Origin of the sequence: Cellulomonas oligotrophica (assembly GCF_013409875.1) — a bacterium.
In the GTDB taxonomy this organism is placed as follows: Bacteria; Actinomycetota; Actinomycetes; order Actinomycetales; family Cellulomonadaceae; genus Cellulomonas; species Cellulomonas oligotrophica.
This window is the reverse complement of record NZ_JACCBK010000001.1, coordinates 3,244,317-3,256,557: the sequence shown is the minus strand read 5'-3', so window position 1 is coordinate 3,256,557 and position 12,241 is coordinate 3,244,317. Positions and strand designations below refer to the sequence as shown.

11 protein-coding genes are annotated in these 12,241 nt (G+C 75.3%); 3 read left to right on the top strand and 8 right to left on the bottom strand.

The annotated features are described in order from the left end of the window. Positions 1-16 precede the first annotated feature (16 nt). The 6 genes from BKA21_RS14935 to BKA21_RS14910 form a co-directional block, all read right to left on the bottom strand. Entirely contained in the window at positions 17-1,204 is a 1,188-nt protein-coding gene (locus tag BKA21_RS14935) for a resuscitation-promoting factor (protein WP_239073003.1), read from the bottom strand. A gap of 94 nt (positions 1,205-1,298) precedes the next feature. Continuing rightward, positions 1,299-2,234 carry a TatD family hydrolase gene (locus tag BKA21_RS14930; protein ID WP_140459766.1) on the bottom strand — a complete coding sequence of 312 codons (936 nt, stop codon included), beginning with the start codon at positions 2,232-2,234 and terminating at the stop codon, positions 1,299-1,301. Then, a complete protein-coding gene (gene metG, locus BKA21_RS14925) occupies positions 2,234-4,027 on the bottom strand; it encodes a methionine--tRNA ligase (protein WP_140459765.1) in 1,794 nt (597 codons plus the stop codon). Before metG ends, BKA21_RS14930 begins: the two co-directional genes overlap by 1 nt. A gap of 10 nt (positions 4,028-4,037) precedes the next feature. Further along, entirely contained in the window at positions 4,038-4,943 is a 906-nt protein-coding gene (locus BKA21_RS20025) for a PH domain-containing protein (RefSeq protein ID WP_140459764.1), read from the bottom strand. Positions 4,944-5,018: 75 nt separating this feature from the next. Beyond that, complete coding sequence (locus BKA21_RS14915) at positions 5,019-5,186, bottom strand: hypothetical protein (RefSeq protein WP_170209062.1); 168 nt, start codon at positions 5,184-5,186, stop codon at positions 5,019-5,021. 254 nt (positions 5,187-5,440) lie between these two features. Further along, positions 5,441-6,484: a PQQ-dependent sugar dehydrogenase gene (locus BKA21_RS14910; protein ID WP_239073004.1), complete on the bottom strand. Its 1,044-nt coding sequence runs from the start codon at positions 6,482-6,484 to the stop codon at positions 5,441-5,443. A 369-nt stretch (positions 6,485-6,853) separates the two neighbouring features. Here BKA21_RS14910 and BKA21_RS14905 point away from each other — a divergent pair, with 369 nt between their 5' ends. Next, positions 6,854-7,459, top strand: a complete 606-nt coding sequence (locus BKA21_RS14905; protein WP_140459762.1) for an isochorismatase family protein — start codon at positions 6,854-6,856, stop codon at positions 7,457-7,459. Positions 7,460-7,466: 7 nt separating this feature from the next. Here the strand turns inward: BKA21_RS14905 and rsmI are convergent, their stop codons facing one another. Then, the gene (gene rsmI, locus BKA21_RS14900) at positions 7,467-8,318 is read right to left on the bottom strand and encodes a 16S rRNA (cytidine(1402)-2'-O)-methyltransferase (protein WP_239073005.1); all 852 of its coding nucleotides are present in this window, start codon (positions 8,316-8,318) and stop codon (positions 7,467-7,469) included. Positions 8,319-8,425: 107 nt separating this feature from the next. Between rsmI and BKA21_RS14895 the strand changes: the two genes are divergently transcribed. After that, positions 8,426-10,252: a phospholipid carrier-dependent glycosyltransferase gene (locus BKA21_RS14895; protein WP_140459761.1), complete on the top strand. Its 1,827-nt coding sequence runs from the start codon at positions 8,426-8,428 to the stop codon at positions 10,250-10,252. 4 nt (positions 10,253-10,256) lie between these two features. On the opposite strand, the gene BKA21_RS14890 is transcribed toward BKA21_RS14895, so the two are convergent. Beyond that, positions 10,257-11,717, bottom strand: coding sequence for a beta-N-acetylhexosaminidase (locus tag BKA21_RS14890; protein ID WP_140459760.1), 1,461 nt, complete (start codon positions 11,715-11,717; stop codon positions 10,257-10,259). A gap of 216 nt (positions 11,718-11,933) precedes the next feature. On the opposite strand from BKA21_RS14890, the gene BKA21_RS14885 reads away from it, so the two are divergent. Further along, positions 11,934-12,200 carry a GlsB/YeaQ/YmgE family stress response membrane protein gene (locus BKA21_RS14885; protein ID WP_140459759.1) on the top strand — a complete coding sequence of 89 codons (267 nt, stop codon included), beginning with the start codon at positions 11,934-11,936 and terminating at the stop codon, positions 12,198-12,200. The last annotated feature ends 41 nt before the right edge of the window (positions 12,201-12,241 follow it).

Genomic DNA, 12,241 nt, shown 5'->3' with positions numbered 1-12,241 from the left:
CGTCGTGCGGTACGGCTCAGTACCAGCCCACGTCCTGGGAGTGCGCCCACGCGCCGCAGGGCGTGCCGTACCGGCCGGCGATGTAGCCCAGGCCCCACTCGATCTGCGTCGCGGGGTTGGTGCGCCAGTCGGCGCCCGCCGTGGCCATCTTGGAGCCCGGCAGCGACTGCGGGATGCCGTACGCGCCCGAGGACGCGTTCTCGGCGTTCCACCGCCAGCCCGACTCCTTGTTCCACAGCGCCAGCAGGCAGGCGAACTGGTCGTCGCCCCAGCCGCGCTGCGCGGCCATCGAGCGGCCCAGCGCCTGCGCGCTGCCCGGGTCGACCGCGCCCACGGGCGGCAGGTCCGCGGTGCCGACCCGCACGACCTGCTTCACCGGCGGGGTCGTGACGACGGACGCCACGACCGTGCGGCCCACGACGACGCCGCCGACCACGTCGAGCCGGTACGTCGTCGTGCGGACCCCCGCGCGCCCCGCCTGGCTGACGAGCTCGGTGCCCTTGGTGAGCGTGTCGTCCTCGACGCGCTCCTCCTCGAACGGCATCGCCTCGGTGACCGTCTCCCCGCCCGACGCCGCGCGCGTGACCAGCACGACCAGCCCGTCGACCGCGGCCGCGTCGAGCGGCACGGAGACCTGGTCGCCCTCCTCGAGCACCAGGCCGATGTCCTTGAGCGCCTCGCGGACCGTCGCGCCGCTGCTCACACCGTCGATGACCTGGCCGTCGACGACCAGGTGGATCGACTTCTGCGTCGAGACCCGCAGCACGTCGCGGCCGACCTCCGCCGAGCGCGACGCGGACAGCCGCACGCCCTCGCGCAGCCCGAGGGCGTCGACCGCCTCGCCGACGGTCAGCGCGGTCGTCCAGACGGTCTGCTCCTCGCCGTCGAGCTCGAGCTCCAGCTCGCGCCCGTGGCGCACCACGACGAGACCGGAGCGCGAGACCGCGGCGTCGAGCGACGGGGCCACGAGGTCGCCCTCGCCGACCTGCACGTCCGCCGCCGCGAGCACGTCCGCGACCGTCCGGCCGAAGGCCTGGACCTGGACCTCCTGGCCGTCGACGTCGACCGTGACGTCCTTGTGCATGGCGGTGAAGGCGGTGGTCCCGCCGACGACGACGGCGAGCACGGCCGCCTGCGCGGCGGCTCGGGGAAGTCGGCCACGGCGCGGCTGGCCACGGCCCGGGTCGTCGTCGTGACGGCTCACGGTGTCCTTCGGGTCGGCGGGAGGGACGCTGTTCCCGGCCCGACCGTAACCGATCCGTGACCGTCAGGGGAACCCGACGGCGGCAGCGTCACCCTCACCAGGTGCCGTAGACGGCCTCGGCGGCGGCGGACAGGTCCGCGCAGACCCGCTCCAGCGGGCGGCCCGTGACCTCGGCGACCGTGCGGACCGTGCCGGGCAGCAGGTACGGCGCGTTGGGCCGCCCCCGGTACGGGTGCACCGTCAGGTACGGGGCGTCGGTCTCGACGAGCACCAGCTCGGGCGGCAGCGCGCGCAGGGCCGCGCGCAGCTCCTCGTTCGCGGGGAACGACACCGGCCCCGCGAACGAGCAGAACCACCCGTGCTCGGCCGCGGTGCGCGCCAGCTCCACGCCGCCCGAGAAGCAGTGGAAGACCGTGCGCTCGGGCGCACCGTCCGCCAGCAGCACCTCGACGACCTCGGCGTGCGCGTCACGGTCGTGGATCTGCAGGGCCAGCCCCAGCTCCTTGGCCAGCGCGACGTGCGCCCGGAACGCCTCGCGCTGCACCGCGCGTCCCCGCTCGCCGGCGCGGAAGAAGTCCAGGCCCGTCTCCCCCACGGCCCGCACGCGCGGGTTGGCGCGCGCGACCTCCGCGACCCGGCCGATCGCGTCGTCCAGGCCCACCTCGTGCCGTGGCTGCGGGTCGGGGTCGAGCCCGTCGGGGGCGACCTCGCGCACGCCCGCGTGCAGGACGGCCTCGTTGGGGTGGATCGCCACGGCCCCCAGCAGCTGCGGGTGCAGCCGCACCGCCACGTCGGTCCACGCCACGGCCTCCAGGTCGCACCCGACCTGGACCATCCGCGGCACCCCGACCGCCGCCGCGCGCTTCAGGTGCGCGACGAGGTCGGGGGACGCCTCCAGCGTGCCCGTCCCGTCCCAGCCGTCGGCCGCCACGTCGACGACCGCGTCCAGATGGGTGTGGTCGTCGACGACGGGCAGCGGCAGCGGCTCGGGCGGGGCCGGCCAGCCGCGCTCGCGCTGCTTGCGTCCCATCAGCCCTGCCGCAGCCGCTCGAGCTCCTCCTCGACGATCGCGTCGTCGAGCTTGGTGAACACCGGCGTCGGCTTCCCGACGGGCGTGCCCGGCACGACCGCGCGCGGCTGCCACGCCGCGACCGTCTCGCCGAGGCGGTAGTCGCCCGTGATCACCGGGTAGTGCCGCGACGCGTCGTCGAGGTCGTCGACCTCGTCGATGCGCGGCGCGGGCGAGAACGTGCCCGTGCCGCCGAGGGTCTCGTGCACCTTCTGCGCGGCGAACGGCAGGAACGGCGCGAGCATCGTGTTGAGGTCGCTGACCGCCTGCGTCGTGGTGTGCAGCACGGTCGCGAGCCGGTCGGGGTCCGACTTGAGCTTCCACGGCTCGGTCTCCGAGACGTACCGGTTGGCCTCCTGCACCGCGCGCATCGCCTCGCCGAGCGCGGCCCGCTGCCGGTGCGCGCCCACGAGCTCGCCGACGGTGCCGAACGCGCCGCGCACGTGCGCGAGCAGCGCGTCGTCCACGGGCTGGCGCTCGCCCGGCGTCGGGATCTCGCCGAAGCCCTTGTGCACCATGCTCGCGGTGCGGTTGACGAGGTTGCCCCAGCCGGCGACGAGCTCGTCGTTGGTGCGGCGCTTGAACTCCGCCCACGTGAAGTCGACGTCCTGCGTCTCGGGCCCGGCCGCGGAGATGTAGTACCGCAGCGCGTCCGGCTGGTACCGCGCCAGCATGTCCCGCACGTAGATGACCACGCCGCGCGAGGACGAGAACTGCTTGCCCTCGACGTTGAGGAACTCGCTCGAGACCACCTCGGTCGGCAGGTTCAGCGTGCCGAAGGCCCCCGGCTCGCCGCCCCGCGCACCCTTCCCGTCGTAGCCCAGCAGCTCGGCCGGCCAGATCTGGGAGTGGAACGTGATGTTGTCCTTGCCCATGAAGTAGTACGACAGGGCCTGCGGGTCGTTCCACCACTGCCGCCACGCGTCCGGGTCGCCCGTGCGTCGCGCCCACTCCACCGACGCCGACAGGTACCCGATCACCGCGTCGAACCACACGTACAGGCGCTTGGAGGAGTTCTCCTCCCAGCCGGGCAGCGGCACCGGGATGCCCCAGTCGATGTCCCGCGTCATCGCGCGCGGGCGGACGTCCTCGAGCAGGTTCTGCGAGAACTTCAGCACGTTGGGGCGCCACGCGCTGCGCGTGCCCAGCCACTGCGACAGCGCGTCGACGAACGCCGGCAGGTCGAGGAAGAAGTGCTCGGACTCGACGAACACCGGCGTCTCGCCGTTGATCTTGCTGCGGGGGTTCTTCAGCTCGATCGCGTCGAGCTGGTTGCCGCAGTTGTCGCACTGGTCGCCGCGGGCGCCGTCGTAGCCGCAGATCGGGCACGTGCCCTCGATGTAGCGGTCCGGCAGCGTGCGCCCCGTCGACGGGCTGACCGCACCCATCGTGGTGCGCTCGACCATGTACCCGTTCTTGTGGACCGTGCGGAACATCTCCTGCACGACCGCGTAGTGGTTGCGCGTCGTCGTGCGCGTGAACAGGTCGTACGACAGCCCCAGCGCCGTGAGGTCCTCGACGATGACCCGGTTGTACCGGTCGGCGAGCTCCTGGGCGCTGACGCCCTCCTTGTCGGCCTGCACGAGGATGGGCGTCCCGTGCTCGTCGGTGCCCGAGACCATCAGCACGTCGTGGCCCGCCATGCGCATGTACCGGCTGAACACGTCCGAGGGGACGCCGAAGCCGGCGACGTGACCGATGTGACGGGGGCCGTTGGCGTAGGGCCACGCGACGGCGGACAGGATGCGGGACATGGCCCCGATCCTAGGTGCGCGGGCCACCCGGCCCGTCGTCGTCCCGCCGCTCGTGCCGCCCCGCCTCGCGCGCGCCCAGCCGGACGAAGGTCGACGGCTCGGACGAGTCCCACACCGGGCCCGAGTCGTCGTCGGGCACGATCACGGCCCGCGCCGGCGCCGCCGGGCGCGCGGGGGCGTCGTGCTCGACGGGCGACGGGCGCAGCGGCTGGGTCGGTGCGGCCGGGCGCGGCGATGCGGCCCGCGGCGACGGGCCGGGACCCGCGAGCGGCGCGGCGGCCGGGGGCTGCGCGGCCGAGGGCGCTGCGGGGGCCAGGCTCGGCGGTGCGTGCACGACGGGAGGCTCCGCCCCCGCGTCCGGGTCGCCGTCCTCGGGGTCGACGGCGCGCGGGGCCGTCGGCGTGAAGATCGTCGCGCACAGGTCCCGGTAGGTCTCGTCCGGGTGGTCCACCCAGGCGATCCGCCGCAACGCCTGGTCCTGGCCCGCGGACTCGAGCAGGAACTCGCCGTAACCGAGCACCTGGCCGAGGATCGACCGCGAGTACCGCATGTCGGTGACCTTGATCATCGGCATCATCGCGACCTGGTGGGTGATCAGCCCGGTGAGCAGGAGCATGCGCTTGTCGGTCGCGACGAACCACTCCACGCGCCACAGCAGCACGTACCAGCCCAGCCGGGCCAGCGCGGCGATCGCCACCCACCACAGCACGCCGACCCCGTCGCCCAGCCGCGGCGACAGGACGAGCACGACCCAGCCGACGACGACCACCACGAGCGCGGTGCTGACGATCGGCTCGAAGAGCTTGGCCCAGTGCCGCCGCGTCGCCAGCACGACGCGCTCGTCGGCCAGGACGTAGCGCCGCAGCTGTCGGTGGCCGGCGACGATGCGCTCGGCACGGTCCTGCGTCATCGACATCGTCTCGCCTGCTCCCCTGCTGGCTCCCGTGGCCCGCGCGCCGTCCGCCGTCCGGCCGTCACCGGCCGGGCGGCCTCAGGACGCGAGGTAGCTGAAGAACTGCGCGAAGCCGCTCAGCGCGCCGAACACCAGGTCCCACAGCGAGCGGACGACCTCGGCGGCGCGGTCGGGGTTCGTCGCGACGGCGTAGACGAGGAAGATGACGACGAGCCACATCAGGACGCTCTTGGCCTTGGCGGGCATGGCGGCTCCTCGTGGTCGCGCGAGGGCGCGACGGACGGCGTCGGACCGGGCGGGCCGGCCCGTGCGACGGTCGGACGTGCGGTCGGGGGTGAACAGTACCTATCCGGACGATCCGGTCGAGCAGGCACGCCGTGCGGGGGCCGCTCCCCGGCGTGGCGTGCGGCGTGTCCGGCAGCCCGTCGCGGCGCGCGTCCCACCCTCCGGGCGCACCGCCCGCGTCGGACCTGGTCAGCCGCCCTGGTCACCCGGACTGGTCAGCCGACCTCGACGCGCAGCACCCGGTCGTCGCCCGGCGCGGGGTCGCCGCGGCCGTCGGTGTTGCCCGTGAGCACCCACAGCGACCCGTCCGGGGCGACCTCCACCGCCCGCAGGCGCCCGTGCTCGCCCGCCAGCAGCGGCTGCGGCTCGCCGAACCCCGCGGCGTCCGCGGCCGGGTCGTCGAGCGCGCCCGCCGGCACGGGCCGCAGCGGCACCCGCCACAGGGTCCGCCCGCGCAGCCCCGCCAGGTACACGCCCTCGTCCGTCACCGCGAGCCCGCTCGGCGACGCCTCGTCCGTGGACCACACGGCGACGGGGTCGACGAACCCCGACGCGGCCCCGCCCGTCCCCTCGACGGCCGGCCACCCGTAGTCGGCGCCCGCGTGCAGCACGTTGAGCTCGTCCCACGTGTCCTGGCCGAACTCCGAGGCGACGGCCCGCCCGTCGGGCGCCCAGCCGATGCCCTGCACGTTGCGGTGCCCGCGGGTCCACACCGGCGAGGACGGGTCGGGGTTGCCCGGTGCGGGCGCGCCGTCGGCGGTCACGCGCAGGACCTTGCCGCCCAGGCTCGCGGGGTCGGGCGCCAGGCCGGTCGCGTACGTGTCGCCCGTCGTGACGTACAGGTGCCCGTCGGGCCCGAACGCGAGCCGGCCGCCGTTGTGGTTGGCCCCCTTCGGGATGCCCTCGACCAGCACGCGGGTGGGCCCGAGGACGGATCCGTCGAGCGTGGCGCGCAGCACGCGGTTGTCCTGCGCGGCCGTCAGGTGGAGCACGACGTCGACCGGCCCGCCGGGCTCGGCACCGGGCACCACGGCCACGCCCAGCAGCCCGCCCTCGCTGCGCGGCACCGTGGCGGCCGCGACCTCGTCCGCCCCGGGGCCGGTGACGTCCGTGACGGTGCCGTCGGCCGCCACGAGCACCAGGCGCGCCGCGTCCCGCAGGGTCACGACCGCGCGGCCGTCCGGCAGGAACGCCAGCCCCCAGGGCACGGCCAGCCCCGAGGCGACCTCCTCGACGGACCGGACCTGCACGGTCGGCACGTCCCGGACCGTGGGCGCCGGGCTCGGCGTGGGACCCGGCGCCCGGGTCGCCGGGGCGGTCCGCGTCGCGGTGGGCGGGGCCACGGACGCGGAGGCCACGGCCGTCGGCGCAGGCGCCGGTGCGGTGCACCCGGCCGCGAGCGCCAGGCCCAGGAGCACCGGCGCGAGGCCCGCACGGCCCCCTCGTGCGGCGCCGTGCCACGGTCCACCACGTGCGCGCATCACGCCTCCTCGTCGCCGTCGTCGGCCCGGCCCGGCGCGGCCCCCGCCGGCCGGTCGCACCCGCCCTGACCAGGGTGCCCCGGGCCGCCGCTCCCCGCGCGGCGCACGGCCCGCCGGCCCGGTGCCGGACGGTGGCAGGATCGACCCATGACCGAGGTACCGAGCGAGCAGAGCACCCCCGCCGGCCGCGCGCTGGTGGTTGTCGACGTCCAGCCCACGTTCTGCGAGGGCGGTGCGCTGGCCGTGGCCGGCGGCGACGCCGTGGCCGCCGCGATCGCCCGCTACGCGGCCACGCACCGCGGCCGGTACGCGCTCGTGGTGACGACGCAGGACTGGCACGTCGACCCGGGCGAGCACTTCTCCGAGACCCCGGACTACGTGGACACCTGGCCGCCGCACGCCGTCGTCGGCACGCCCGAGGCCGAGCTGCACCCCGCCCTGGCGGACCTGCGGGCCGACGTCGGTGTGAAGAAGGGCGAGTACGCGGCGGCGTACTCCGGGTTCGAGGGTGTCGCGCCCGACGGCCGCGCGCTCGCCGCTGTGCTCGCCGACGCGGGCGTCACGGACGTCGACGTGGTGGGCATCGCCGAGTCCCACTGCGTGCGCGCCACGGCGCTCGACGCCCTGGCCCTGGGCCTGCGCACGCGGGTGCTGACGGACCTCACGGTGCCGGTGACGCCCGAGCAGGGTGCGGCCGCGCGCGAGGCGATGGCGGCAGCCGGCGCGGTGCTGGTGGACTCGACGCGGGCGTAGACCGCCGTCAGCGGGTGCGGGCCGCGAGCGCGGCGGCGTACAGGTCCCGCTTGGGCACGCCGGCGATCTCGGCGACCTCGGCGACGACGACCTTGAGCCGTTCCCCGCCGTCGACGCGTGCCAGCACCTCGGGCACCAGGTCGGGCACCGTCGCGCCGGTGGGTGCGGGCGCGCCGCCGACGACGAGCACGACCTCCCCGCGCACCTCGCCCGCGTGCGCCCACGCGGCCAGCTCGGCGAGCGGACCGCGGCGCACCTCCTCGTAGGTCTTGGTCAGCTCGCGGCACACGGCCGCCGGCCGCTCGGCGCCGTAGGCCTCGACCATCGCGTCGAGGGTCTCCGCGACCCGGTGCGGCGCCTCGAAGAAGACGGCCGTGCGCCGCTCGTCGGCCAGCGCCGCCAGCGCGCGCGCCCGGTCCCCGGGCCGGCGGGGCAGGAACCCCTCGAAGCAGAACCGGTCGGTGGGCAGCCCGGACAGCGCGAGGGCGGTGAGCACCGCGCTGGGCCCGGGTGCGACGGTCACGGGCAGCCCCGCGGCCACCGCCGCCTGCACCACGCGGAAGCCGGGGTCGGACACGGCGGGCATGCCGGCGTCGCTGACCACGAGGACGGTGCCGCCGCCCGCGACGACCTCGAGGAGCTCGGCGGTCCGCCCCTCCTCGTTGTGCTCGTGGTGGCTCACCACGCGTCCGCCGATGGTCAGGCCGAGCCGGGCGGCCAGGGCCCGCGTGCGGCGGGTGTCCTCGGCGGCCACGACGTCGGCCTCGACGAGGAGGCGGCGCAGGCGGGCGGAGGCGTCCTCGACGTCGCCGATGGGGGTGGCGGCCAGCACGAGGCGGCCCCGGGTCTCGACGGTCACCGCCCCAGCCTGCCACCCGGCGCGCACGGCGCGGCACGCGCGGCACGGCACGCGCAGCACAGCACGCGCTCCTCGGCACGCACGGCCTTCACCCCTACCATGGCCGGGTGCCGCCCACCGATGCCGAGCGCGAGCCGGAGCGCCCCGCGCCGGCCGGCGCGGAACCGACGAGCCCCGCCCCGCACGCCGGGGAAGCCCCCGCGCCCGGAGGGCCGGCCGAGCCGGACCGCCCCGGCGCCGGCGGCTCCCCCGTCGACGTCCTCGACCCCCCGACCGGTCCGACGCCGGACGGACCGCCCGCCGGGCCCGACGCCGACGAGCCCGAACCGGTCACGCGCACGAGCCTGCTGCGCCGCCTGCTGGGCGAGGACGCGCTGACCCTCGACGCGACGCCCCGGGCCCGCCTGACCGGGTGGCTGTGGGCGCTGGCCGTCACGGTGCTGGCCGGCGTCCTGCGGTTCTGGGACCTCGCGCGCCCGCACGAGCTCGTGTTCGACGAGACGTACTACGTCAAGCAGGCGTTCTCCCTGCTCACCCTCGGGTACGAGGGTGCGTGGGGCGAGGACGCGAACCCCGCGTTCGCCGCCGGCGACACGAGCCTGCTCGGCACCGACCCCGAGTACGTGGTCCACCCGCCGGTGGGCAAGTGGATGATCGCGCTCGGCATCCGGCTGGGCGGCGGCGTCGAGTCCTCGTTCGCGTGGCGGTTCGCCGCGGCGGTGTGCGGGACGCTCGCGGTCCTGATGATCGCCCGGATCGGGCGGCGGCTGTTCGCCTCGACGGCGCTGGGCGCCACGGCCGGCCTGCTGCTCGCGGTGGACGGGCAGGCGATCGTGCACTCGCGGATCAGCCTGCTCGACCCGTTCCTCATGTTCTTCGTCCTGGCCGCGTTCGGTGCGCTCGTCCTCGACCGGGACCAGGCGCGCCGACGGCTCGCGGACCGCACGGCCGACGCCCTCGCCGCCGCGCCGGGCGTGCTCGCGTGGGGCCCCGGGCTCGGCGTGCGGTGGTGGCGCCTGGCCGCCGGCGTGCTCCTGGGCCTGGCGATCGGCACGAAGTGGTCGGGGATGTACTTCCTCGCGGTCTTCGGCGTCATGGTCGTCGTCTGGGACGTGGCGGCGCGGCGCACGGCCGGCACCCGGCACTGGTTCTGGTCGGGGGTGCTGCGCGACGGCGTGCCCGCGTTCGTCACGATGGTCGGCACCGCCGCCGTGGTGTACGTCGGCACGTGGTGGTCGTGGTTCGCCTCGCCGCAGGCGTGGGGCCGGCAGTGGGCCGTGGAGAACCCCGACCAGGGCGTGGCCTGGCTGCCCCCGGCGCTGCGGTCGCTGTGGCACTACCACGAGGACATGTGGCGCTTCCACAACGGCCTGGAGACCCCGCACTCGTACGCGGCGCACCCCCTGGGCTGGATCGTGCAGTGGCGACCCACGTCGTACTTCTACCCGTCCGAGGTGTCGTCGCTCACCGGTGACGCCGCGCAGCAGGCCTGCGGGGCGGACGCGTGCTCGCAGGCGATCCTCGCGCTCGGCAACCCTCTGCTCTGGTGGGCCGGGGCCGCGGCGGTGCTCGTGGCGCTGTTCTGGCTGGTCCGCTACCGCGACTGGCGCGCCGCCGCGGTGCTGTCCGGCATCGTCGCCGGGTGGGCGCCGTGGTTCCTGTACGCGCACCGCACGATCTTCACGTTCTACTCCGTCGCGTTCGTGCCGTGGGTCGTGCTCACGCTCGTCTACGTGCTGGGCCTGCTGATCGGCCCCCGGCCCGACCCGGCGCGACGGCACGAGGTGCGCGCGCACCGGCGGGCCGTGATCGCGGTGGGGGTGTTCGTGGCCCTGGTCGTCGCCGTCAGCGCCTTCTTCTACCCCGTGTGGGCCGGCTGGGTCGTGCCGTGGCAGCAGTGGCACATCCGCATGTGGCTGCCGACCTGGATCTGACGGCTCACCACCGGCCCTGCGGCGAGCGGTGCCAGCGGAAGCCCAGCTGGTCCCAGTGCCGCCCGTGGGCGGTGAGCCGGTCGAGGAACCCTTCGGCGTCCCGCCGCTCCGGTGCGCTCCACGCGACCTCGGCGACGGCCGCCAGGCGCGGGAGCAGCATCGTCGTCAGGTCGTCCAGCGAGCGCAGGGTCTCGGTCCACACCGCCGCCTCGACGCCCTCGACGGCCTCCGGCGGCAGGCCCTCGACGAGGGTGGACGGCTCCCAGTCGTAGGCGTCGAGCAGCTCGACGTGCCCCGCCCACTCCAGCCCCAGCGGATACCCCGGGTGGTACTTCATGTCCAGGTACACCCGCGACCCCGGCGAGAGCAGGATGCGCGCGCCCCGCCGGGCGGCCTCGACGAACGGCGCGGGGTCCTCGCGCGTGTCCCAGTACTGCACGACCGTCCCGGGCGGCAGCCCCTCGACGCCCGCGACCTCCTGCCAGCCGACGACCGTCTTGCCGTGCGCCGTCACCGCCGCCGCCGCGGCCCGCACCAGCCGCGCGTACTCGTCGTGGTCCATGGTGAGGACCTCGTCGCCGCCGATGTGCACGTGATCGCCGGGCGTCATCTGCGCGACGTCGCCGAACACGTCCGCGAGGAACGCGTGCGTCGCGGGCAGGTCGTCGTGCAGGCGGCTGAAACCGACGTCGATGCCCAGGTACTCCGCGGCGGGCTCCCCCGACGGCGTCAGCTCGCCGTAGGCGTGCAGGGCCGCGTTCACGTGCCCCGGCACGTCGATCTCCGGCACCACCCGCACACCGCGGGCCTCGGCGTACGCCAGCATGTCGTCCCAGTCGGCGCGCGTGTAGTGCCCGCCCGGGTCGCCGCCCACCGACCACGACGACGAGCGACGCACGAGCTCGGGCCGCGACGGCAGGTCGATCCGCCACGCCTGGTCGTCCGTGAGGTGCAGGTGCAGCACGTTGAGCTTGTAGTGCGTCATCATCCCGAGCAGGACCTTGAGGTCCGCGACGGGCACGAAGTGGCGGGCCACGTCCAGCGACAGCCCCCGCCAGCCGTAGCGCGGGGCGTCCTCGACCCGCACGGCCGGCACCTCGATCCCGCCGTCGGGCAGCTCCACGACGAGCTGCCGCAGCGTCACCACCGCGCGGACCAGCGCCTGCGGCGTGCGGCCCTCGAGCAGCACGCGCCCGGAGCCGACGACGACCCGGTAGGCCTCGTCGCCGGCCGGCAGGTCGTCGGCCAGCCGCATCCGCACGACCCCCGGTGCGTCGAGCTCGGCGTACCGCACCTCGACGGCCTGACCGGTGACCCGGCCGAGCAGGTCCGCCGTGAGCACGGCGTTGGGCAGCAGCTCGGCGTCGGCGTCGACCACGACCGTCGTGGTCGGTGTCACCAGGAACGGCGCCTCCGCCAGCTCCTCGACGACGAGCGGTGCGGGCACGACCGGGACGACAGGCACGAGGCTCCTCGCGGTGGACGGGACGGGGTCCGCGAGGGGTGCGGACCTGGCACGCGCAGGGCGACGGCGCCCGGCACGAAACTACTCGTCGGACAACTTCCGCGGGCGTGTTCCGTGGGCCTGTCGTGCATCTCGACGCGCGGACCTGCCCGAACTGCCCTAGTTTTCACCGCGAGGCCCTCACCCTCCGGGCCCACGGACAAGGAGTACGGACACATGACCGTCAGCGGCATCATCAGCGCCATCATCGTCGGCGCGATCATCGGCGCCCTCGGCCGCCTGCTCGTCAAGGGCAAGCAGAAGATCTCGATCATCGTGACCATCCTGCTCGGCATCGTCGCGGCCCTCATCGGCACCTGGCTCGCCCAGATCGTCGGCGTCGCGACCACCGACGGGATCGACTGGATCGAGATCGTCCTCCAGGTCGCGCTCGCAGCCGTCCTCGTGGTCGTCTACACGAGCGTCGCGGGCCGTCGTTCCTGACGACGCGCCGCACGGACCGGGCCCGATCCCGGGAACGACGA

Coding starts and splice junctions, on each gene's coding strand:
- BKA21_RS20025 (WP_140459764.1), bottom strand. CDS start 4,943: ATGTCGATGACGCAGGACCGTGCCGAGCGCATCGTCGCCGGCCACCGA.
- metG (WP_140459765.1), bottom strand. CDS start 4,027: ATGTCCCGCATCCTGTCCGCCGTCGCGTGGCCCTACGCCAACGGCCCC.
- BKA21_RS14915 (WP_170209062.1), bottom strand. CDS start 5,186: ATGCCCGCCAAGGCCAAGAGCGTCCTGATGTGGCTCGTCGTCATCTTC.
- BKA21_RS14885 (WP_140459759.1), top strand. CDS start 11,934: ATGACCGTCAGCGGCATCATCAGCGCCATCATCGTCGGCGCGATCATC.
- BKA21_RS14930 (WP_140459766.1), bottom strand. CDS start 2,234: ATGGGACGCAAGCAGCGCGAGCGCGGCTGGCCGGCCCCGCCCGAGCCG.
- BKA21_RS14905 (WP_140459762.1), top strand. CDS start 6,854: ATGACCGAGGTACCGAGCGAGCAGAGCACCCCCGCCGGCCGCGCGCTG.